This window comes from Fibrobacter sp. UBA4297, from assembly GCF_002394865.1.
Lineage (GTDB): Bacteria > Fibrobacterota > Fibrobacteria > Fibrobacterales > Fibrobacteraceae > Fibrobacter.
Map to the genome: position 1 here is coordinate 197,696 of NZ_DGUZ01000009.1, position 23,006 is coordinate 220,701.

The 23,006-nt window shown below is 48.4% G+C and carries 19 protein-coding genes; 11 read left to right on the forward strand and 8 right to left on the reverse strand.

Features of this window, described 5'->3' with window-relative positions; translation table 11 throughout:
• Positions 1–252: 252 nt before the first annotated feature.
• The 5 genes from glgC to B3A20_RS04105 form a co-directional block, all read right to left on the reverse strand.
• The gene (gene glgC / locus B3A20_RS04085; RefSeq protein ID WP_014544985.1) at positions 253–1,503 is read right to left on the reverse strand and encodes a glucose-1-phosphate adenylyltransferase; all 1,251 of its coding nucleotides are present in this window, start codon (positions 1,501–1,503) and stop codon (positions 253–255) included.
• A gap of 21 nt (positions 1,504–1,524) precedes the next feature.
• Positions 1,525–1,824, reverse strand: a complete 300-nt coding sequence (locus B3A20_RS04090) for a hypothetical protein (RefSeq protein ID WP_290762169.1) — start codon at positions 1,822–1,824, stop codon at positions 1,525–1,527.
• A gap of 236 nt (positions 1,825–2,060) precedes the next feature.
• Positions 2,061–5,630 carry a pyruvate:ferredoxin (flavodoxin) oxidoreductase gene (nifJ, locus tag B3A20_RS04095; RefSeq protein WP_290762172.1) on the reverse strand — a complete coding sequence of 1,190 codons (3,570 nt, stop codon included), beginning with the start codon at positions 5,628–5,630 and terminating at the stop codon, positions 2,061–2,063.
• A 141-nt stretch (positions 5,631–5,771) separates the two neighbouring features.
• Complete coding sequence (locus B3A20_RS04100; protein ID WP_290762176.1) at positions 5,772–6,455, reverse strand: N-formylglutamate amidohydrolase; 684 nt, start codon at positions 6,453–6,455, stop codon at positions 5,772–5,774.
• Positions 6,455–7,150 (reverse strand): peptidase-C39 like family protein, encoded by a 696-nt coding sequence (locus B3A20_RS04105; RefSeq protein ID WP_290762179.1) that lies wholly within the window; start codon positions 7,148–7,150, stop codon positions 6,455–6,457. The genes B3A20_RS04100 and B3A20_RS04105 overlap by 1 nt, the downstream gene beginning before the upstream one ends.
• A gap of 363 nt (positions 7,151–7,513) precedes the next feature.
• Here B3A20_RS04105 and tgt point away from each other — a divergent pair, with 363 nt between their 5' ends.
• The 5 genes from tgt to B3A20_RS04130 all read left to right on the forward strand — a co-directional run bounded on the left by tgt (position 7,514) and on the right by B3A20_RS04130 (position 12,646).
• On the forward strand, positions 7,514–8,656 hold the full coding sequence (tgt, locus tag B3A20_RS04110) for a tRNA guanosine(34) transglycosylase Tgt (RefSeq protein ID WP_290762182.1): 1,143 nt from the start codon (positions 7,514–7,516) through the stop codon (positions 8,654–8,656).
• 21 nt (positions 8,657–8,677) lie between these two features.
• Positions 8,678–9,682 carry a DUF2156 domain-containing protein gene (locus tag B3A20_RS04115; protein ID WP_290762185.1) on the forward strand — a complete coding sequence of 335 codons (1,005 nt, stop codon included), beginning with the start codon at positions 8,678–8,680 and terminating at the stop codon, positions 9,680–9,682.
• Positions 9,682–10,203, forward strand: a complete 522-nt coding sequence (locus tag B3A20_RS04120; RefSeq protein ID WP_290762188.1) for a hypothetical protein — start codon at positions 9,682–9,684, stop codon at positions 10,201–10,203. Before B3A20_RS04115 ends, B3A20_RS04120 begins: the two co-directional genes overlap by 1 nt.
• Before the next feature lie 120 nt (positions 10,204–10,323).
• Positions 10,324–11,496 (forward strand): putative heme d1 biosynthesis radical SAM protein NirJ1, encoded by a 1,173-nt coding sequence (gene nirJ1, locus B3A20_RS04125; RefSeq protein ID WP_173462507.1) that lies wholly within the window; start codon positions 10,324–10,326, stop codon positions 11,494–11,496.
• Positions 11,477–12,646 (forward strand): Lrp/AsnC family transcriptional regulator, encoded by a 1,170-nt coding sequence (locus tag B3A20_RS04130; RefSeq protein ID WP_290762195.1) that lies wholly within the window; start codon positions 11,477–11,479, stop codon positions 12,644–12,646. Before nirJ1 ends, B3A20_RS04130 begins: the two co-directional genes overlap by 20 nt.
• 17 nt (positions 12,647–12,663) lie before the next feature.
• Here B3A20_RS04130 and B3A20_RS04135 read toward each other — a convergent pair whose 3' ends face one another.
• Positions 12,664–13,239 carry a hypothetical protein gene (locus B3A20_RS04135; RefSeq protein WP_290762198.1) on the reverse strand — a complete coding sequence of 192 codons (576 nt, stop codon included), beginning with the start codon at positions 13,237–13,239 and terminating at the stop codon, positions 12,664–12,666.
• A gap of 224 nt (positions 13,240–13,463) precedes the next feature.
• Between B3A20_RS04135 and hemA the strand changes: the two genes are divergently transcribed.
• Both hemA and hemC read left to right on the forward strand, forming a co-directional pair.
• Positions 13,464–14,795 (forward strand): glutamyl-tRNA reductase, encoded by a 1,332-nt coding sequence (hemA, locus tag B3A20_RS04140; RefSeq protein ID WP_290762200.1) that lies wholly within the window; start codon positions 13,464–13,466, stop codon positions 14,793–14,795.
• An 11-nt stretch (positions 14,796–14,806) separates the two neighbouring features.
• A complete protein-coding gene (gene hemC, locus B3A20_RS04145; RefSeq protein WP_290762203.1) occupies positions 14,807–15,820 on the forward strand; it encodes a hydroxymethylbilane synthase in 1,014 nt (337 codons plus the stop codon).
• A gap of 134 nt (positions 15,821–15,954) precedes the next feature.
• Here hemC and B3A20_RS04150 read toward each other — a convergent pair whose 3' ends face one another.
• On the reverse strand, positions 15,955–16,512 hold the full coding sequence (locus B3A20_RS04150; protein ID WP_290762206.1) for a deoxycytidylate deaminase: 558 nt from the start codon (positions 16,510–16,512) through the stop codon (positions 15,955–15,957).
• Positions 16,513–16,566: 54 nt separating this feature from the next.
• Here B3A20_RS04150 and cobA point away from each other — a divergent pair, with 54 nt between their 5' ends.
• Positions 16,567–18,303, forward strand: a complete 1,737-nt coding sequence (gene cobA, locus B3A20_RS04155) for a uroporphyrinogen-III C-methyltransferase (RefSeq protein WP_290762209.1) — start codon at positions 16,567–16,569, stop codon at positions 18,301–18,303.
• Positions 18,304–18,327: 24 nt separating this feature from the next.
• A complete protein-coding gene (locus B3A20_RS04160; protein WP_290762212.1) occupies positions 18,328–19,260 on the forward strand; it encodes an NAD(P)-dependent oxidoreductase in 933 nt (310 codons plus the stop codon).
• A 51-nt stretch (positions 19,261–19,311) separates the two neighbouring features.
• On the opposite strand, the gene B3A20_RS04165 is transcribed toward B3A20_RS04160, so the two are convergent.
• Positions 19,312–20,829: a fibrobacter succinogenes major paralogous domain-containing protein gene (locus B3A20_RS04165; RefSeq protein ID WP_290762215.1), complete on the reverse strand. Its 1,518-nt coding sequence runs from the start codon at positions 20,827–20,829 to the stop codon at positions 19,312–19,314.
• 383 nt (positions 20,830–21,212) lie between these two features.
• On the opposite strand from B3A20_RS04165, the gene hemB reads away from it, so the two are divergent.
• Both hemB and B3A20_RS04175 read left to right on the forward strand, forming a co-directional pair.
• Positions 21,213–22,178 carry a porphobilinogen synthase gene (gene hemB, locus B3A20_RS04170; RefSeq protein WP_290762217.1) on the forward strand — a complete coding sequence of 322 codons (966 nt, stop codon included), beginning with the start codon at positions 21,213–21,215 and terminating at the stop codon, positions 22,176–22,178.
• A 15-nt stretch (positions 22,179–22,193) separates the two neighbouring features.
• Positions 22,194–23,003: a mechanosensitive ion channel family protein gene (locus tag B3A20_RS04175; RefSeq protein WP_290762220.1), complete on the forward strand. Its 810-nt coding sequence runs from the start codon at positions 22,194–22,196 to the stop codon at positions 23,001–23,003.
• Positions 23,004–23,006: the final 3 nt, after the last annotated feature.

The window sequence follows — 23,006 nt, forward strand, 5'->3', positions numbered from 1 at the left end:
TTCGCTCGAAAAAGTCGAAATTTACGTACCAACAGCTTATAAAAAGCACCAAAAGTACGTAAGTGTCAAAAAGCGAGTGTTTTATTACACACTAAAGAATCTTGAAGCTGCTGCAGATATGTAAATCCGCATTGCTTTGGCTGGCCAAATACAGTATAAGGCAAAAAAACATTAAAAATGCCCGCGCTATGGCGGGCATTCTAGAAATGTTGGATCCTATCGCCTTCGGCTCCAGGATGACGTAGCCAGGCATTAGGCTTTAATTATAGTATCCTTGGCGAGGACGACGATGCCGGATTCGGTCACGTGGAAAAGCTGCTTGTCGCGTTCCAGGTCGTAACCAATCTGGAAACCGGCTGGAATATGCAAGCCCTTTTCAACGATAGCGCGGCGCACCTTGGCACCCGGGCCAATCGTCACGTTCGGGAAGAGGATAGATTCTTCGACGAGAGCATCCTTCTGGATGGTGACACCCGGCGAGAGAATGCTCTTCACAACCGTACCGCCACCGATAATGCAACCCGCAGAAACGATGGAATCAACGGCTGCACCCTGATGGCTTTCGTTGTCGCCCGCAAAGAAACGTGCAGGTGGCTGGTTCCAGTTGTAAGTACGAATCGGCCAGTAGTTGTTGTAAAGGTCGAACGGCGGATTTTCGGAGCAAAGGTCCATGTTTGCTTCGAAGAAGGCGTCAAGCGTACCCACGTCGCGCCAGTAACCCTTGGTCGATGCCTTTTCGCCACGCACGATGTTTGTGTTGAAGTCGTAGACATACACCGGGTATTCCTTGTACAAGCGCGGAATGATGTGCTTGCCAAAGTCCGTAGCACCGTCGTTTGCGCCCTTCAAGAGTTCGCGAACGAGGAACTTGCTCGTGAAGAGGTAGTTACCCATGCTAGCGAGGCACCAGCCCGGACGGTTCGGCATCTGCTTCGGTTCCTTCGGCTTTTCTTCGAAACCGATCATGCGGTTATCCGCGTCAATTTCGATAATGCCAAATTCGCGAGCCTCTTCAACCGGCACCGGAATAGCAGCAATCGTGAGGAGGGCCGCACGGCTCAAGTGGAAATCAATCATCTGGTTGATGTCCATCTTGTAAATGTGGTCGCCACCGAAAATCGCCACGAGGTCCGGACGTTCGTCGGTAATCAAGTTGATGTTCTGGAAAATGGCGTCGGCAGTACCGCGATACCATTCATCGCCAGTGCGCATCTGGGCGGGCACGAGGTCCACGTACTGGTCCAAACTTGCGTTCAGGCTCCAGGCTGCAGAAATATGCTTGTTCAGCGAATCGCTCTTGAACTGCGTCAAGACCTTGATTTTGAAAATGCCGGAGTTGATGAAGTTGTTAAGGACGAAGTCGATGATGCGGTAGGTTCCGCCAAAGTGGACGGCGGGTTTTGCACGGTCGCGGGTGAGGGGCTGTAGACGGCTCCCTTGTCCACCTGCCATGATCATGCAAAGAATATTCTTTTGATGCTCTCTTGAGTAAGACCAGCTCATGAAATTCCTCTGTAAATTTAATTATGTAATAGCCGTCCATAAAATACTTTTTTTTTTGCAAAAAACCTTAAATTTTTGATTTTTTGTTAAAAAAAACATACCCCACCAAGGTGTTTGGCGGAGTATGTCCCATAAGAACATGTGAGATGGAATTGTAGAAGATTTTTTTTCGGCCTCTATACTGATTTTTAGTCTTTCGTCAATGTTTGCGCAAGCCTGGAAATAGCCGGATCTGCCTGTGCGTGCCACCCATTCTTCCATGATGTATTTGCCCCAGCCGATGATACTGTGGTCGGTAGGTGCTTTATTGGCAGAACGCATTCCCGTATTGAATGAGAGGATCTTGTAGTTGTCCTGTTCTATTAGAATTTATCAAAAAAATTAATAAAAATTCTATACAAAGGAAAAACGAGCGGCAAGATTTCTCTTGTCGCTCATTTTGTTGAAGTTGTAGACTTAACCGGATCCTTCGCTTGGCAGAGGGACGCCCGCTTCTAAATAAAAAAGGCCCCGTTCTTTCTGAACGAGAGCCTTTTTTTTGATGCCGTCAGCACTGATTAGAGGCTAATCAGGCCTTCCGTATCCTTGCTCATGGCGTCATAGAACGCGTAGCGAGCATCGACTTCCTTCTGGAGGTCGTCGGCGAGAGCCTTGGCGACTTCCGGATTGGTGCGGGTGAGGGCCTTGAAGCGGTTTTCGGTGTAGATGTATTCCGCAACCGGGATTGTCGGCTTCTTGGAGTCGAGGATAAGCGGAGCCTTTCCTTCAGCGGCGAGAGCCGGATTGTAGCGCAACAGTGTCCAGTAACCGGAATCCACGGCCATCTTCTGGTGCTGAAGCTGGCTGTTGAGATCGAAACCGTGGTTGATGCAGGGGCAGTAGCAGATGATCAAAGACGGACCATTGTGAGCTTCTGCTTCCTGGAGAACCTTCAGGGCCTGAGCGTCGTTTGCACCGAGGGCGATACGGCCCACGTACACATTCTTGTAGCTCATGGCGATAAGGCCGAGGTCCTTCTTGCCAGCGCGCTTACCAGCGGCGGCGAAGAGGGCGACTGCGCCACGGTTCGTGGCCTTGGAGGCCTGTCCACCGGTGTTGGAGTACACTTCGGTATCAAGGACGCAGATGTTCACGTTTTCACCAGTTGCCATGACGTGGTCGAGACCACCGTAACCGATGTCGTATGCCCAACCGTCACCACCGAAGATCCACACGGACTTCTTCACGAGGTAGTCGGCGAATTCGTCGCGGAGGCTGACGGATGCATCGTCGGTAGCACCGGCGAGGGCTGCCTTCAGGGCGGCGACGTTTTCACGCTGGGCCTTGATGCCGGCTTCATCGTCCTGCTTCTGGGTCGTGAGCTTTTCCTTGAGTTCTGCAGGAACGTTCACGGCTTCGAGGAGGCTCAAAGCCTGCTTGGCATGCTTCGTGATAGCGAGGCGCATACCGAGACCGAATTCAGCGTTGTCTTCGAACAAGCTGTTTGCCCAAGCCGGACCGCGGCCTTCCTTGTTCTTTGCCCACGGAGTGGTCGGGAGGTTACCGCCGTAAATGGAGGAGCAACCCGTAGCGTTCGCGACAACCATGCGGTCACCGAACAACTGAGAAACGAGACGCACGTAAGCGGTTTCTCCGCAGCCTGCGCAGGAGCCGGAGAATTCGAACAACGGTTCGAGGAGCATGGCCTGCTTGACGAGGTTCTTGTTGACCTTGGTACGGTCGAATTCCGGGAGGTCGACGAAGAAGTCCCAGCACTTGCCTTCCTGAACCTTGATCGGTTCCTGCGGCACCATGTTGATTGCCTTCTTGGTGGTGTCGGTCTTGTCCTTACCGATACAGGCCTGCGTACAAACGCCGCAACCCGTACAGTCGTAGCTGGACACGGAAATTGCAAATACCGGCTTGTCGGAACCTTCGAGCTTGAAGCCCTTGGCCGGGGTGTACTTGAAGCCTTCCGGAGCGTTCTTCACGGCGGATTCGTCCACAACCTTCATACGGATGGCTGCATGCGGGCAGACCATGGCGCACTTGCCGCACTGCACGCATGCGTCCGGATTCCAGGACGGGATGTTGAGGGCGAGGTCGCGCTTTTCGTACTTGGTGGTACCGGTCGGGAACACACCGTCGCAAGGCATCTTGGAGACCGGGAGCTGTTCGCCGTTGCCCTTGATGATTTCGGCAGTGACTTCGTTCACGAACTTCGGAGCGTTGCCGTGGATCGGAGCGCGGAATTCCTTCGTGCTGGTGACAGCGGACGGAACCTTGACTTCGAAGAGGTTAGCAAGAGAAGCATCGATAGCGTCCCAGTTCTTCTGGACGACTTCCATACCCTTCTTGGCGTAGGTCTTTTCGGCGTACTTCTTGATGTACTTGATAGCAGTTTCTGCATCGAGAACGTTACCGAGCTTAGAGAAGAAGCAGGTCTGCATCACAGTGTTGATGCGACGGCCCATGCCGGTCTTAGCAGCAACAGCATAAGCGTCGATGACGAACACCTTGAGGTGCTTCTTGATAATGGCTTCCTGAACCGGACGCGGGAAGGTATCCCAAACGGTGTCAGCGGAGTGCGGGGTGTTCACGAGGAACGTTGCGCCGTCCTTGGCATACTTGAGCATGTCGACAGATTCGAGGTGCGGAGTATGGTGGCAAGCGACAAAGTCAGCTTCGTTTTCGCCAATGAGGTACGGGGCGTCGATGATGCTCTTACCGAAGCGGAGGTGAGAGGTGGTCATGGAACCGGACTTCTTGGAGTCGTAAACGAAGTAGCCCTGGGCGTAGTTGTCGGTTTCGTTACCGATAATCTTGATGGAGTTCTTGTTGGCACCCACGGTACCGTCGGAACCGAGACCGAAGAACATGGCCTGGAAGAAGTCGCTTTCAAGCTTGAAGTTCGGGTCGATGGTGAGGCTCGTGTGGCACACGTCGTCGTTGATACCGACGGTGAAGCGTGCCTTCGGGTCGGCCTTGGCGAGTTCGTCGTAGATGGCCTTGACCATAGCCGGCGTGAATTCCTTGGAAGAGAGACCGTAGCGGCCGCCGATCATCTTCGGCATAGCCATCTTGCCTGCCATCACGGCTTCGGAAATAGCGGTCAGGGCATCCTGGAAGAGCGGTTCGCCAGCGGAACCCGGTTCCTTGCAGCGGTCGAGAACGGCAATCTTCTTGACAGTCTTCGGGAGGGCTGCAACGACGGCTTCCATCGGGAACGGGCGGTACAGGCGGATGTTGACGAGACCGACCTTTTCGCCCTTCCCGTTGAGGTACTTGACGGTGTCACCGATGGTGCAGGTCGAAGAACCCATAGAAATGATTACACGTTCTGCATCAGCAGCACCGACGTAGTCCACGATGTGGTACTGACGGCCAGTGTAGCTAGCAACCTTGTCCATGTACTTCTGGACAATTTCCGGAACCTTTGCATAGAACGGGTTCACGGTTTCACGACCCTGGAAGTAAACGTCCGGGTTCTGGGCGGTACCGCGCATAGTCGGGCGGTCCGGTGTGAGGCAGCGCTGCCGGCATGCCTTCACATACTTTTCGTCGATAACGTTACGGATAACGCCGTCTTCGAGAGCTTCAATCTTCATCACTTCGTGAGAAGTGCGGAAGCCGTCAAAGAAGTGCATAAACGGAACGCGGCTTTCGAGTGTAGAAGCGTGGGCCACGAGAGCGAGGTCCTGGCATTCCTGGACGCAGCTGGAGGCGAGCATTGCAAAACCCGTCTGGCGGCAAGCCATAACGTCGGAGTGGTCACCGAAAATGGAAAGGCCCTGCATAGCAAGAGCACGGGCAGTCACATGGAAGACCGTGGGGGTCAGTTCGCCCGCAATCTTGTACATGTTCGGGATCATCAAGAGAAGACCCTGGGATGCGGTGAAGGTCGTGGTGAGGGCACCGGCCTGCAGAGCACCGTGAACGGTACCGGCAGCGCCACCTTCGGACTGCATTTCAAACACGCGGGGAACCTGTCCCCAAATATTCTTCTTGCCTGCAGCACTCCAGTTGTCGGCGTGCTCAGCCATAGGACTAGACGGTGTAATCGGGTAAATTGCAGCGACTTCGCTAACCGCAAATGCAACGCTAGCGGTGGCTTCGTTACCGTCACACGCAATCATCTTTTTTGCCATGGATATCTCCGTTTTTAGGTTTTTTCGTAAAAATTCTGATCATATACACCTTCGGCGTGCGATACACGCAAGAAGGGCAAAAATCCAAGCTTAAAATTAAATAAGATTATCCAAAACGGACAACCAATTTTTGAAAAAAGTTTAAAAATCAAGTAGCTTTTGGTTAATCTCGATTTCAAGTCCCGCGTAACTTGGGCCGAACTTTTGGCGAAGCGTGGTCGTAAGGCCATCGGACTTGCCCAAATACGGGTAATTCTTGCGGATTTTAAGCCTCGGGGCGCGTTCGTGGATGTTCTGGATGAGCGTTTGCGCAATTTTCACTTCGGCAGGGCGGCTCGGGTCATAAAGAATCCCGACATCGGCGTCGCGCTCGACACCATTTAATATAGGCGTAAAGCTGTGGATTCCGAGGTGGATGACCTTGAGCGGAGCTTCCTTCGGTGCATTTTTCTCGTTTTTGCGGGCGTTTGGCGGGATTATGCCTGCAACAAAGCTTTCAATCTTCTCACGATACTTTTCCCAAAGACTCATCATGTGCGATTTTACGGTATTTGGTAATCCAACAGTAAATTCCGAAAAGAACGTCTTGTTGGTCGCACTGCGGTTCATGTCGACCACGAGTCTCGAGAACCGACTAGAGCAATGGAAGTCGGGCTTTAATCGTTTTACAAGATTTGAAAATACTTTATATGCACCAATGTCGTAAGCGCGGTGGGAGGCGAGAACGTCATCGGGAATTTTGGAATCGCGGAATGCGCGCAGGACGAAATCCGGCACAGCGTTGCTCGCATGTTCGCAGGTAATCATCAGTGCCGGAGCTTTCATTACTTTTTCTCCACTACAAGGATGTTTCCATCGTACGTCATGACACCCAGCAAAATGCTGTGGATTAGACGGAACTTGTCTACTTTGTAATAAGGGCCGTTTGCCATCGGGTTTGTACAATCCGGGTCCGCGACCATGAACTGCTTCTTTTCGTCGAGTCCGTAGAGCACTACGAAATGCCCCATCGGCTCGCCGTGGATATCGTCAAAGACGGACTGGTCTTTTTCGTTCGTGTATTCGCGAGGGGAACGGTAAAGGTAGGTGGCGCTGAGACCGCAAAGCACCGGAATATTGCGCTTAAAGTAACTTTCGAACATGCTTGCGCGGAGGTCTGCAGTGGCGACGGTTCCGCCAAGGTCAATGAATCGGATGTAGGCGTCAATTGCTTTTTTAAGCTTGGGGGCGTGTTTTGCCTTGTGCAAAGCAACCAGTTTTTCGCGAAGTTCGGGCATCTTGAGCTTACTCCACGTGGGGTCAAAAATCTTTAAGTTGTAAGAATAAATGGTTGCCTTAAATCCGCGCTTGAGGGCGTCGATGCCAAGGAAAACGCCAAGCGTGCCGCCTTCTTCCAAAAATTCAATTTCAGAGATGAGCTTTTTTAGGGAAATATTATAGCCAAGATAAGAGTAAACAGCGTGTAGGCTAGTCGGTCCGCACGTAACATCGTCTGGCTGAGGGAGTATTTTCAGATCCATCGAGTGCCTCGTTATTAACCGTGGCGGTTTGTTCATCAAATCGTCAATCCGTGCACAAATATAGAAAAAATGTTCTTTTAGGGCTTGCAAAATTTGCGAGGAACTTTGATTGGGAAAAAATAATACTATATTAGTATATATCACCATCATAAACATTAGGAGCTCCTATGGCCATTGACCACAATCTCTTAACGGGACAGTTTCGTCCTCTTGGCGAAAACAAAATTGAGCATACGCTTTCTGCTAGCCAGAAGGTTTTGCCCACGCATACGGGGAAAAGCGCTGTGCGCCATTTGACCCCGCGAAACCGAAAGCCGAAACTTGAAAAGTCGTAACGGCTAGAAGATTTGTATTTTTGGTTTCGTGAACGAAAATCCTTTTGAATTGTTAAAGAAATCTGCAAAGTCCAAGGCGCGTCTTGGCGTTATACATACCGCGCATGGCGATGTGACGACACCTGTTTTTATGCCGGTGGGCACTGCCGCGACGGTCAAGGGGCTTACGAGCCGCGACATCTGTGAACTTGATGCAGAAATCATCTTGGCGAATACGTACCACCTCTATTTGCGACCGGGCACAAAACTCATTGCTGAGGCGGGCGGTGTGCAAAAGTTCATGAGCTGGAACCGCCCGATGCTTACGGACAGCGGTGGATTCCAGGTGTGGAGTTTAAAACAGTTCCGAAAGATTACAGAAGAAGGCGTCCAGTTCAAGAGTTTGCTGGACGGTTCTCGTCATTTGTTCACACCGGCAAGCGTGATGAATGCGCAACGAGAAATCGGTGCGGATATCATCATGGCGTTCGATGAATGTACGCCGTACCCGAGTACGGTTGAAGAGGCCGAGAAGTCGCTTGCGCTCACGCTCAAGTGGACGCGCGAGGCGAAGGAATGGCTGGAGACGAATCCGCCGATTCATGGCTATCCGCAGTTTTTCTTTGGCATTGTGCAGGGCGGCATGCACAAGGAATTGCGACAGAAGTCTATCGAGGCGCTCAAGGAAATTGAGCCGGATGGCTATGCAATGGGCGGGCTTTCTGTAGGCGAGCCTGTCGAGACGATGTACGAAATTGCAGACTTTTGTACAAACTTATTGCCCGAAGACCGTGCCCGTTATGTGATGGGCGTGGGAACGCCGTGGAATTTGCTAGAGCTTGTGAAACGCGGCGTGGATATGTGCGACTGCATTTTGCCGGCGAAGAATGCACAGGACGGATTAGTTTATACGAGCCGAGGAGTGCTCCGTTACAAGGGTGCGAAGTTTGCGCACCAGCACGATATGCCGCTTGACCCGAACTGCGATTGCTATTGCTGCCGTAATTACAGCCGTGCGTATTTGCGCCATCTGTTCAAGGAAAAGGAACCGCTTGGCTGGACGCTTGCGGCGATTCACAATTTGCATTTCTACATCCACTTGATGAAGTCCGTGAAAGCCCATATTGCAGATGATACTTTTGAAGAATGGGCGGACGAGCAAATTAAGATTTTACAGCAGAACGCTGAGTAGATTTTTTTATAAATTGAAAGTATGCTAGAATTTCGAATTCCAGAACTTTCAGATCGAGAAAATGTGGCAAGGGCTGTGGCAGAATCCGGTTATATCGGGAGTGATGCTGCGTTTGCAAGCCTTTTCTTGTGGCGCAAAAAATACGGCACACTGATGGCGCTGCAAAATGGATTCCTCTTTCGCTATTATCAAGGCGAGGGGAGCCGGCGCGGTTACACGTTCCCGCTTGGGGCCGATGACCCGCGTGAAGCGCTTGACGCAATTGTTCAAGATGCGAAAGAATCGGGCCGTCCGTTGGAATTCTGCTTAGTCGATGAGACTCGTGCGCATATCCTTTTGGATTATTTTAAAAAGTCCATCCAGTTTGTAAATGACCGTGGCGATAGCGATTACATTTATTCTGCGGAAAGTCTTGCAACTCTTGCTGGGAATACGTATCGCAAAAAGCGGAATCACATCTCGAAATTCAATCGCTCGTACGAACATTACGAGTTGCGTAAAATCACTGCTGATAATTTTGCGGATGCTCTCGAAATCGAGAAAAAGTGGTTGCAAAATTCTATGTCAGGTGAGTTTCCTTGTGAACCGACTTGCGAATGCGAAGAAGCGGCTTGGGCAGAACGCTCTACAGATGAAAAGTCTCGTATGGCGGAATTTTGTGCAATTGAAGAAACGCTTAAGAATTTTGATGCTCTTGGCATGAAGGGGGCGATACTTTATGTGGAAAATGCTCCTGTTGGCATGACGATAGCTTCTGAAATTGCCCCTAGAGTCTGGGATATCCATTTTGAAAAAGTCATTGGCGAGTATGCGGATAATGGCGGCTATGCCGTTATTAATAAAATGTTTGCAGAAACGCTTACAGGAGCAAAGCTCATCAATCGCGAAGAAGATATTAATATTGAAGGGCTCCGCAAAGCAAAACTTTCGTATTACCCGCTCAATATTTTGGACAAATGCCATGCGACTGTTTCTCTTGATAGGACTGTCGCTGAACGTGATACAGATGAGCTGGGGAATGTTTAATGCTTTCAAAAGTTCTTTCAAAAAATTCTTGTGCCGCATGTAAGTTTTGCTGTTCCTTTAGGCGAAAGAGCCTTTGGGAAACGCCTCTCTTTCCGCATGAAATTGCAGAGAAATTAAGTCACGAAAATGAATATGGCATGGTGGGCGAGTTCCGCATGTCTCAAACGGTGCAGGGAGTGCGCTTTGACCGCTTAGTGCTTGAAAATAACTATCGCACAGACGATCCTGAAGAAGAAGTTCCTTGCACGTTTTTGGATCCGCAAAAAGGTTGCATTTTGAAGGGCGATGATAAGCCGTTCGATTGCAGTATTTGGCCGCTTAGAATCATGGACCGAAATGGCGAACTCGTTATTGCGCTCACGCCAACGTGCCCATCAATTGGATCAACTCCGGGTGAAAATCTTGTGGAACTCGTGAAATCAGGTCTCGGTGAAAAAATCTACGAGTATGCCAAAACGCACCCTTACATTATCAAGGAATACCATGAGGGATTTCCGATTATAGAAATTGGGTCCTTGTAATATTTTTTTGAATCAAAAAACATAAATATGGATACTTGTGGATGGCGGATTGCTGTCAGAATATTTCTATTTTTGAGTCATTCTTTGTAGTCGTTGTTTTAGTGTTTTTGGAAGATCCTGATGATCAGTATTACTAAGCTTTTGATGGACACCCCGAATTTCGGGGATTCTCTTCGTTATCAACCTCATGCGCACAAGGCGACAAATGGTGTGGGCGCAGGACGTGGCCCGGTGGTGGTGTGGAACTGCACCAAGACTTGTAACCTGAAGTGTGTGCATTGCTATGCGCGTTCTGAGGCGATTAAGTACCAGAACGAACTTACGCACGAAGAGGGAATCAAGCTTATTGATCAGCTCGCAGATTTCCATGTGCCGGTGATTTTGTTCAGCGGTGGCGAACCGCTTTTGCGCCCGGACTTTTTTGAACTCGCAAACTATGCGGCAAGCAAGGGCATCCGTCCGACAATTTCGACGAACGGCACTTGCATCACGCCGGATGTGGCTCAGAAGCTCAAGGCGATGGGCGTTGGCTATGTGGGCATCAGCTTGGATGGTTGCGAAGAAACTCACGACAAGTTCCGCGGCAAGCAGGGCGCGTACCAGATGGCTTTGCGCGGGATCCGCAATTGCGTGGCAACGGGCCAGAAGGTTGGGCTCCGCTTCACAATTACAAAGTACAACTATCAAGACCTGAACGCTATTTTCGATTTGCTCGAAGCGGAAAACATTGATAGAGTTTGTTTCTATCACCTTGTCTATAGCGGTCGCGGAAGTGCAATGGTCGATAACGACTTGAATCACGAAGAAAGCCGCAAGGTGATGGACTTGATCATTGATCGCACTTTGGACTTTAAGAAGCGCGGCGTGAACAAGGAAATTTTGACGGTCGACAACCACGCAGATGCCGTTTATCTGTACCAGCGCATGAAGCGCGAAGACCCGGAACGCGCCGAAAAGATTTTGGATTTGATTAAGATGAACGGTGGCAACCGCAGTGGCATGGCTTTTGGCAATATCGATAGCATTGGCAATGTGCATCCGGACCAGTTTACGCAATATATCACGCTCGGAAATGTTCGCGAACGCAACTTTGGCGACATTTGGACAGACTTGTCAAATCCGATTATGGCTGGCCTCAAGAACCGCAAACCGCTTTTGAAGGGGCGTTGTCCGAAGTGTGCTTACTTGAATTTGTGCAACGGCAATTTCCGCACGCGTGCCGAAGCCGTTACTGGTGACTTCTGGGCTGAAGATCCGGCTTGCTATTTGACGGATGAAGAAATTGGGCTGTAACGCCCCTTGCGATGTGCCGCAAATGCTGAGTCAAAAACTTCTCGCGATTATTCAAGACGGCTTTCCGTTGGTGGAACGCCCGTATAAGGCGCTTGCGGAAATGTTGAACGTTTCAGAACAAGATGCTTTTGATGAAGTTGAAAAAATGCGCACTTCTGGCGTGATTCGCCGTATTGGTGGCGTGTACGATTCCAAGAAACTGGGCTTTATTTCGAGACTTTGTGCTGGGAAAGTGCCTGCATCGTCATTTGATTTTTCGGCAGAACATCATGCGCAAACACCGATGGAATCGTTTGCGACCGTCGTGATGGATGAACCTGCGATTACGCATAATTATGTCCGCAGTCACGAATACAATGTTTGGTTTACGGTCATTGCTGAAAATGAATCCGCAATCCAGGCTGTTGTAGACCGCGTTTGTGCTAAAACAGAATTGCGCAATGTCCATGTTCTTACCGCTACCAAGAAGTATAAAATCAATACGGTGATGTCATTAGACGAGAGACGTGGTTCGGCAGGCTCACCAATCTTGACGAAAGACGAAAGAGGCGAGTGTGCCTCGGCTTTGCATCATTCTGAGACCCGAAGTGTCGAAGAATCCAGTAAATTCCCCGGAACGCTCTCCGAAGCAGACCGCATTCGCATTCACATTGCTTGCGGTGATATTCCGCATTCTCTCACTCCGTTTAAGGATTGGGGCGTATCTTTCGACGAACTTCGCGAAGATATTGCAACGAAACGCATGCGCCGCTTTGGCGCGATTCTGCGTCATCAAGATGCAGGCTTCCCTTGCAATGCTATGGTGTGCTTTAGGATTGTAGACTGTAGAAAGTCGGAAGTTAGAAGTGGTAATTCGGACTCCCGTAATGTCATCCTGAGCGGAGATGCCGCGAAGAATCCAGTAAAGTCTTGTGATTTGATTGCTCAGGCGGGCTTGATTCTTGCGACAAATCCTCATATTTCGCACTGTTACGAGCGCCCTGCTTTTGAAGGCTTTCCGTACAATCTTTATGCAATGATGCACGCTCCGTCAAAGGATTTGCTGTCACGCTATATCGAAGATGCCGCAAAATCCATCGATAATAGTAATTATGTTGTTTTAAATTCCTTGCGGGAACTCAAGAAAACGAGTTTCAAATTTTTTGTTTAATACGCACTTCAGTATCTTCAGATTCTGACGCCAATTCCTGCGGAAACAACTCCGCGCTGACCAAAGGAAAGCAGATGAAGTATAATTGGAAAATTTCTACCTATTTCAAGTCCAAAAAAAGTTACATGAAACATCGGTACTGCAACTTTTGCAAAATAGCATATTCCTGCATCTAATTCCAAGAATGGATTTAAAAATCCATTGTTATTGAAATTGAGTTTTAGCTTTGGCATAAATGTTAATGCTATAAACTTTTCGATAGGATGGGCGTAGTTGAAGACAATCCCTGTTTCAACGACTTCATTGAATTTGTATCCATAATCTATTGAAAATGCTCCAAGAATGTTCTCCTGTAATTCCGCAGAACCTAATGAAAAAATGGATGTAGCGACAGACGCGTAAGCGGCGGCGATATCGGTCATTGTGATGATGCCGTAAGTGAAAGAAATGCTGTGGTGCTTAAGCGTGTCTTTGGGAATGCTTGTTTGTGCCATGCTTCTGTCGACATCGTATCTATGGTTTTCGCTTTTTTTCCAGATGGTGCTGTCGCTTTTGTCTACGCCTGCTTGAGCATTTTCAACGTATCCGTTCATATCCCAAGCGTTAGCATGGACCGCAAAAAATAAGGAGATGATTGCGCTGTAGAAAAATCTTTTTATCATGCTTTTGAAAATCCTAGCCAAGTAATTGCGTTTCTATGACTTTATATATAATATTTTTTTGAAGGAAAAAACATTTTTAATTAAGAATGTACTTGTGTTGTGGTAAAATTTTCCATATTGTGTTTGGTAAAGTGTATTTTTTCTATCTTTGGACTATGCGCAAGATTTATATGGCAGGCATGAGCCACAAGGTGGCTGAAATCGCAATTCGCGAAAAGTTTTACATCCCGATGGATGTGAAGACAGAAGCTTTAACACATTCTCCGTTTGATGAACTTTTGATTTTGGCAACGTGTAACCGCACGGAAGTCTATGTGGCAAGCGACCGCGAAATCACTGATAGTGAACTCGTTCGCTATGTGTGTGGACTGGCTCATCAAGATTACGATGATTTTGCAAAGTTCTTTTATTTTAAGTCAGGTGACGATGTGGCGCATCATGTGATGAATGTGTGTGCCGGGCTTGATTCTGTCGCCATGGGTGAAGATCAGATTCTGCACCAAATTGGCCGTGCGTACGAAACGGCGCACCAGCTGAACGCCACGGGCAATACGCTGAACAAGCTTTTCCAGAGTGCAATACACACGACAAAGCGCATCAAGACCGAGACGAACTTGAGCAAGCTCAGTTGCAATATTCCGTTCTTGGCGATGAAACAAGTGCAGAAGACTTTTGACGATCTTGAAAATCGTACTGTGTACATCGTGGGGCTTGGCGAAATGGGTTCGTTGATGCTCAAGTATGTACAAGAGAATACGACCAAGATTTTTGCAAGTAGCAAGACTTTTGCGAATGCCGAAAAATTTGCAGATGTGCTTACTCCTGTGAAATTCGAAGACCGCTACGAAGTCCTTGGCAAGTGCGATGTCGTGATTCTTTGCAGCGCTTGTCAGGAACCGATTGTGACGAAAAATGGGTTTGAAAAGACAATTGCATTGTGTCATCCTGAGCGAAGCACGGTGTGCGAAGTTGAAGGATCCAGTGAAGGTTTGTCTGCTGTGACCACCCCTTCAAAGCGCTTGATTATTGATCTCGGTAGCCCGCGCAATGCTGAAGCTTCTATTGGCGAACTTCCGGGCGTTGAATACGTTTGCGTTGATGACCTTGAAAAAATCGTCTCAGAAAACCGCCGTTTGCGCATGATTGAACTTGATGCGGCTCAGAAAATCTTGAAAGAAGGTCTTGACGAATTCTTGCATTGGAACCGCATGGACGAGGTCTCCAAGCAAATTCATTTGCATGCCGAGAAAATGCTTGCGACGGCAAATGAAGAATCTGAAAAGTTATTGCGCTCTATGCCGGAACTTTCGGAAGATGACCGTCATCGCATCCAGATGATGTACGAACGTTTTGCGAAGAAAATGGCAAATGACTTTTTGTATAAAGTTAAGGCCGAAAATTCGCCCGAAGATGTGCAAGTGTTCCTGAAGTGCTTAGATTCAAAGTCTTGCCGCTCTGCAAATAATGCAGAATCTCCTAGAAATTAGAGGGACTTGCTGTGAGTGAATTGAAATTACGTATCGCAACACGCAAGAGCGCTTTGGCTTTGGCCCAGACGACGATGGCGGCAGATGCTATTGTCGCTACGAATGCGGCTGCAGAACCGCTGACTTATGAACTTGTCTCCATGACAACCGAAGGCGATCGCCGTTTGGATAAGTCGCTGGCGAGCTTTGGCGGTAAGGGCGTGTTCATCAAGGAACTGGAAATAGCACTCCTTGAAGGTCGTGCGGATATTGCAATTCACAGTTTGAAAGATATGCCTGCCGAAGTGCTACCTGAATTTAAATTGGCGGCTGTTTTGAAGCGCGAAGATCCGCGAGATGCTTTCCTTTCGCGAGGTGGTGCGGCTGGAATCCGCTTTATGGATTTGTCGGCTGGCGCTCGCGTCGGTACGGGAAGTATTCGTCGTGTAGTACAGCTCGAAGCGCTCCGCCCGGATTTGGAATATGTGCCGATTCGCGGAAACATCCAGACTCGTATAGGCAAGCTTGCGGAACTTGATGGCGTTGTGCTTGCGGCTGCGGGCCTTAAGCGTATGGGGCTTGCTGACCAGGTAACGGAATACTTTAGCACTGAACAGATGCTCCCCGCAAGTGGTCAGGGAATCCTTGCAATTGAAACTCTTGCCGATTCTGACACTTGTCATCCTGAGCGAAGCACGATGTGCGAAGTCGAAGGATCTGGGGCGATTTGTAACGACCTTTCGCAGATTCTCGCTCGCGTGAACGATGTTGCGACATTCTGCATCGCCTCTGCTGAAATGGCTTATTTAAAAGCGCTCAACGCAGGTTGCCAATTTCCAGTGGCAAGCTTCGCGGAATTTGTTGACGGTGGGTCTAATAGAATTGCGCAGACTTTGAAAATTCGCGGCATTTACTGGGACGAAAAATTTAACCGTTTACTCCGCGCCGAAACCTCGGGCGCACTTGATTTAAATTCTGCAGACTCAGTCCACCAAGCTAAAAATTTGGGCGTCGAACTTGCCCGTGCAATTCAGAAGCAATTGTAACTTGCTTTGTCATTCCCGATTCCGTTCGGGAATCGCCATCTTGTATCGCAAAAAAAATATCCCGCGCATTTTGAATGTGCGGGCTCTAACATTTTCGTCATTGCGGGTCGCGTAGCGACGTGGCAAACTATACGTTATTTCTTTCCAGGCTTCGATACAACGGGCTTGATTCGTTTGCCGCAAAGCGTCACGATGATTCCTGCTTGTGCGAACATGTAGTAAGCCGTGTCGCGGTTGTTGTTTAACGTGGACTTCGGATCATAATCGTCCTTGGTCACGAAAACTTCGGCAACGCCTGAAAGGCTGATGTCCAAAGAGCAACGTTCGCACGGGAATCCAATCACGTAGAGCTTGGAACCAGGAGGAACCTTTCCTCGAGCGTAGTGGAGCGCGTTGATTTCGGCGTGGACCATGAACGGATACTTGTTCGCCTCGAATTCGTGATGGCTCAAAAGCTCACCTGAGTCGGCGTCTAGCAAATCGTAAGCGAGGAGTTGCTTTTCGCGCGTGTACGGAACGGTCTCGTCGTCAAATCCAGCGGGAGCGCCGTTGTAACCCGTGCTAATAACGCGCCCGTCGGCGCTCACAAGAACGGCTCCCATTTGGGTATTTTGGTCTTTGGAAAGGCGTGCCTGGGCACACATCATCTGCGTATAGACTTCGTCGCGAAGCTTTGCTCTAGAACTATTCATGCTAAAAAATATAGGCAAAATTTTAATGGCGAAGTTTTTCTAAATTTGGTTTCGATGGAAAATTCGAATCATTTTGGCAAAGTTTATTTGATTGGCGCAGGACCTGGCGATCCTGGGCTTTTAACCGTGCGCGGAAAGTCAATTCTTGAAAAAGCCGATGTTGTGGTTTACGATCGTTTGGTTTCACCGGGCGTGCTCTCGTTATGTAGTCCGAGAGCAAAGATGGTGGATGTGGGTAAAATGCCGACGCACCACAAGATGAAACAGTCCGAAATCAATAAGCTCTTGGTAAAATTTGCCGTTGAAATGCCGGGTTCGATCGTTGCGCGTTTGAAGGGCGGTGATCCGTTTGTGTTCGGTCGTGGTGGCGAAGAGGCTTTGGAGCTTGTCGATGCTGGCGTCGAATTTGAAGTGGTACCGGGCGTGACGTCTGCCATTGCTGTGCCAGCCTACGCAGGCATTCCTGTGAGTCATCGTGGAATTGCAACAAGTTTCCATATCATCACAGGCCACGAAAAAGAAAAATCCGTCGTGGACCCTATCGCTGCACTCCAGGGTGACTGTCATTCTGGAGCCGAAGGCGATAGAATCCAATGCAATCTCTCGCTAGACTTTGAAAATCTCGCGAAGTGCCAGGGAACGCTCATCTTTTTGATGGGCATTGCCAATATGGACTTTATTGCACATCGATTAATTGAATGTGGCAAAGACCCGAAGACTCCACTTGCATTTATTGAAAAAGGAACTACTCCGAACCAGCGTACCGTTATGGCAACGCTTGAAACAGCGGGGGAGACCATCGTTCGTGAAAATGTGACAGCACCCGCAATTACGATTATGGGTGGTGTGGTTGAACTTGGCAAGACTCTTGCGTGGAAAAAGAATTTGCCGCTTTCGGGCAAGCGCTTGGTTGTAACGCGTGCCGCAAAACAATCTAGTGGGATTACAGCTCGACTGACAGCTCTCGGTGCTGAAGTCATCGAAACTCCGATGATTGAAACACGTTCTTTGGAAAAGCCACAAACCGTATGTCATCCTGAGCGGAGCACCGTAGGTGCGGAGTCGAAGGATCCAGGCTTGCAAGGTTCAGTCGATTTCAAATCCCTCGCGAACTATGACATTCTTGCTTTCACGAGCACGAACGGTGTTGAATGTTTCTTTAAGCAGTTGTTTGCTGCGGGTTATGATGTGCGTGTGCTTGCGGGCAAGAAAATTGCAAGTGTCGGGAAAATCACCGAAAAGAAGTTGCTTGAATACGGCATCCGTTGCGATTACGTTCCTGAAGACCACACCGGCGAAGGTCTGGGCTTGTTGTTACGAGACGTGGTTAATAAGCACGATCGTGTCTTCCTGAGCCCATTCGACAAGCTCAGGGTAAACTCCGGGCGTAGCTCGGAGTCGAATGATCTAGTTGAATCCCGCATCCTCCTCCTGCAAGGCAATCTCGCTGACGATACTTTGCTCAAACTCTTGCCCAAAGCAACCCGTTGGACCGTTTACGAAACACTGCCGGTTGCTGAACTCCCGGATTGGAAGCGCGAAGCCATTGTAAGTGCCGATGCAGTCGTCTTCGCCAGCACCAGTGCCGTCGAGAATTTTGTCAAACTTACGCCTCAAAGTGCCGAAGGCACGATCTCACGCCTCACTCCTCACACTTCTTTTTGCATTGGTCGCATAACGGAATCCGCTGCCAGCAAGTACGGCTTTGAAACCGTCACCTCGGACGAAACGACAATGGATTCCCTTGTAAAGAAGATTGTGGAATACTACACAACGTCCTCTAATCACTAACCACCAATCACTAACCACTATTTCATGAAAGTCATTCTTATTATCGCTCATCATTGCATTTTGCCTGGTGCGTACAAAGGATTTGAAGAAATTCTCGACCGCTTGCATCATGACTTGCCGGGTACGCGCGTGGCGAGCACGAGTTTGTTAGATTTGGAAAACGACCTCCGCACACTTTTGCGCGAAGACGTGGAATCAGTGACGCTTCTGCCGTATCTGCTTTTGAACGGCCAGCATACAAAGAATGATGTGCCGCGAGTGGTTGCAAAATTGCAGGCTGAATTCCCGCAAATTCCGATTACGCTTTTGCCTTGCCTTGGCGATTGGAAAGAATTTTCGAGCATGGTTGTCTGTGGCATCCGCAATGCACAGGGCGTAGATCCTTCGACTACGCCTAGCGGCTTCGCTCAGGATGACAAGAAAACGGAGCGCGCCCATAGCTCAAACCTCTTCTCTATCGAAATTAATCTCGAAGGGCGTAACGTTCTCGTTGTAGGCGGTGGCCGCATCGCACTCCGCAAGGTGAAAACGTTAATCCCGACAGGTGCTCACATTACCGTTGTCGCTCCGCAATTCGACCCGGATTTCGAGAATCTTCTAACTTCAAAGGGCGAAGCCCGACCTCATACCTCATACCCAATTACATTAAAACAGCGCCCATACGAACCGCTTGACTTGCGTTGCGTTTTCATGGTCTTCATTTGTACCGACCAGCCCGCCGTCAATGCTCAAGTTTCTAACGATGCCCGTGCCCGCCGCATTCTCGTGAATAACGCTTGCGATTACCTCGACGGCGATTTCATTGTGCCTGCCCGCATGGATTTTGGCGAAAACATTGCCGTGACAGTCTCCACGCAGGGCCGCGCCCCTTCGCTCGCGAAAAAGCTCAAGCAGAAAATCCAGGCTGAATGGGCCGAGGGCCTTGAACAGGTCGAACGCGAATTCGGAAAATCCTAATCGCAAAGCGCTGCAAATGCATACGCAAATAAAAGAGAGTAAAGCTCTCTTTTATTTTTTGACGCAACGGACGGATATGAAATGATCTTTGTCGGTACCGTCTATTATAGCTTTTTTGTAACTGTGGTAACGGTATTTGGAGTCTGTTAAAAAGAGGCTGTTGGCTCGTAACCAATTTACATCAGTTGAACTCCAAAATAATGTTTTTTCTCCAAGTCCATTATAGTTTTTGTACTTTTCTCTAATATTGCAAGAGTTACAGTTGCCTGCAGGGAGCGCATTAAAACCAAGTTCATTGTTGCCGTTGTGGTATAGCCATCCTGAAGTAGATTTTAAAAACTCTGCGTTTTCGTCTTCTACATTGCTGATTAAATCTTCGAAGTCTTCTTTGCTTGGGAGCCGCCAACCGTCTGGGCAGACTGTTTTTGCCTCTTCCCAGTTGTAGAGTCTGCCGTACTTATCGCAGTTGCTTTCTAAATCATCGTAGCAGAAACTGTTTCGCGTGGCGTGATTTAAGTTTTCTGCCATCCAGATGTTCTTGCCGATTTTTACAGTCTTGTATTTCTTTGTTGCGGTAGTTCTTGTGATTTCAACATCCTTTTTGAAACCGAACCATTTTTCGACGATTCGAGATCTTTCCTCATCTCTCTTGTCGATGATGTCGGCTCCATTTTCAATGATGTGCTTTTTTCGTTCGTTTTTACGGACTTCGAATTCGGAGATTGCAAGGTTTTTGTTTGCAATGTCTTTCTTTACATGCAAAATTTTTTTGTTTACTAGTCTGATGTATCTGCGGTCGCCTAAAAATTGATTTAGTCGCGTGTTTTTTCCGCATGTTTTAGCGAAATTGAAAATGTCTGATGAAGGGTTGCCCATTCCTGTCGGGTCATTTATGTCGAGCGTGTAGACGCCTTTTTCAATTTGTGGCAAAAATAACTCAAGTTCCAAGGCTCCATTGCGAACATAGACGGAATCGACATTATAAACTTTGCCGGTCTTGTTTTTTACCGTCATGGTAAGATGATTTTCGTCGGGTAGGTTGGTTTGAACTTTTATCAAAATGGAATTGCTAGGGGTGATAGAAGCTTTTATGCCAAAAAACAGATCGGCTGGAATTTTATTCTTGTCGATTTTTCCTGAATGCGGTCTCCCAACATGGACTTTATGCCTTTCAAATGTCCAATTCACACCATTGCTTTTGAAGCCGATTTCTTTAAGTGTTTGGATTGTTTTGAAATCCATTTCTGCATTTGTCAGCACGTTGTCTGGACAGCGGTCGCGGTAATAACTGGCATATAACTGCAAAATGCTTTTCTTCTCGGTTTCAGATATGTCGATTAACGCGAGAGCCCATGCTTTGTCTGTGTCAAAGCGTTCCTCGTAGTAATCAATCTTGTCTTCGAGATATTCGGCTTCTTTTCGGGCTTTTGATTTTTCATTAATGTCAACAGTTCCATCAACATTGACATCTCCTGTAACATTTATAACCTTTGTGTTACGAATGTTGAAGGCATTTGCTAAGCCCAGCGCAATAAGAATGGTCAGGATAAATTTCATAGCTTTAGTCATTCTTTTTATTTTTCTGAATTGGATGGTTCTTGTCCTTTGCAAATATACACTATTCAAGTGTCAAACTATGTCATTTTGAGAATTTTTCGTTTTTTGAACGTCATTGGTTGTTTTTGAAGACCGTTTCTGCGACTTTTTTGCGCCCGTTTTCGCATTACTGGGTCTTAGGGGCGGAGCTCCTAGGAAAGGGGGTGATGGATGGTTCGACGAGCTCACCAACCTTACTTCTGCATTGCTTGTCGAAACAGAAATCAGGGGGACTTTTCCCCCATTATTTACTATAATTGAACTTGGATCCTGTTTTATAAAAGGAGATTCCCGCACGGTGGCGGGAATGACATTTCAAACTGACTACTTCTAACTTCCTACCGACTACTAAAATTATGATTATTCGTCCTCGTCGTTTACGTAGAAATGAAGTTATCCGCAACATGGTTGCAGAAACTGCTGTAAATCCCGATGCCCTCGTTTACCCGATGTTCGTGGTTGAAGGAACGGGCGTCAAAGAAGAAATCCCGTCCATGCCGAACCAGTTCCGTTTCTCGATTGATGAAATCTTGAAGGAACTTGAAAGCTGTGTCGCGCTTGGCATCAAGTCCATTTTGCTCTTTGGTATTCCGGATCATAAGGACGAAATGGCAACTTCTGCATACGATAACGATGGCATTGTGCAGCGTGCAGTACGTGCCATCAAGGCGAAGTTCCCGAGTTTGTACGTGATTACGGACGTGTGCCTTTGCGAATACATGAGTCATGGTCATTGCGGCATCATTAAGGATGGCGATGTGGATAATGACCCAACGCTTGAACTTTTGGCAAAGACGGCCCTTTCGCACGCCGAAGCGGGTGCCGATATGGTCGCTCCGAGTGACATGATGGATGGTCGTGTGGCTGCAATTCGTGAAATGTTGGATGCAAATGGATTTTCGAATACGCCGATTATGGCGTACAGTGCAAAGTTCGCAAGTGCTTATTACGGCCCGTTCCGCGATGCGGCGGATTCCGCTCCGCATTTTGGCAATCGCAAGAGCTACCAGATGGACGTGCGCAATGGCCGCGAAGCGCTCCATGAAGTGGAACTGGATTTGGAAGAGGGGGCCGATATCGTGATGGTGAAGCCGGGGCTTGCATTCCTTGATGTGTTACGTGAGACGGCTGAAATCAGCAATGTGCCTGTCGCTGTGTACAACGTAAGTGGCGAATATTCGATGGTCAAGGCGGCTGCAAAGATGGGCTGGATTGATGAAAAATCGATTATCCGCGAAAACATGATTGCGTTCAAGCGCGCCGGTGCTGATATCATCATTACGTACCACGCCAAGGAAATTTTGGAAAGGAACATTCTTTAAAAAAGGAACTTTATCATGAAAGAATTCGAATCGTTCTTGAAAAATCTCGGTGTCACAAATGCAATTGCTCAGGACATCATTGAAATTGCGACAGTGCTTGTCGTTATCGCCATTATCTTGGCGATTATCAAGTTTATTCTTAGTTTTGCCATTAAGAAGGGCGCTGATGAATCGGTGAAACCGCTACTTTATTCGTTGTTCTCTTATGCGCTGTACATTGTCGGTTTGCTCATGATTCTCCATATTCTCGGTGTGAACACCGCAGGAATCGTGACTGTAATCGGTGCCGCTTCTCTTGCCATTGGCCTTGCTTTGAAGGATACGCTTGGCAACATCGCTTCGGGAATTCTATTGCTGTTCCTCCATCCGTTCCGCGCTTCGGACTACATTGAATGCGGTTCTTTGAAGGGTAAAATTGTGGGCGTGAGCCTTTTCAACACGACGCTTATTTCGTTGGACGGCCTTTATATCTCTGCACCGAACAGCATGTTGTGGGGAGCTCCGATTGTCAACTTTAGCCGCAATCCGAGCCGCCGCCTTGATTTGGCTTTTGGCATTGATTATGCGGATTCTGCTGAAAAGGCGATGAACGAAATGAAACAACTTGTGAATGCGGACCCAGAAGTCCTGAAAAATCCGGAACCGTCGTTCTTTGTTTCGTCGCTGGATGATAGCTCGGTGGCTGTCAATTTGAGAATTTGGGTCAAGACCGCAAATTACTGGGATATGCGTTGCAAGTACATGAAGGCTGTGAAGGAACGCTTTGACGAAGTCGGTATTTCTATCCCGTTCCCGCAGCGTGTGGTGCATATCGTTAAGGAGTAGTTA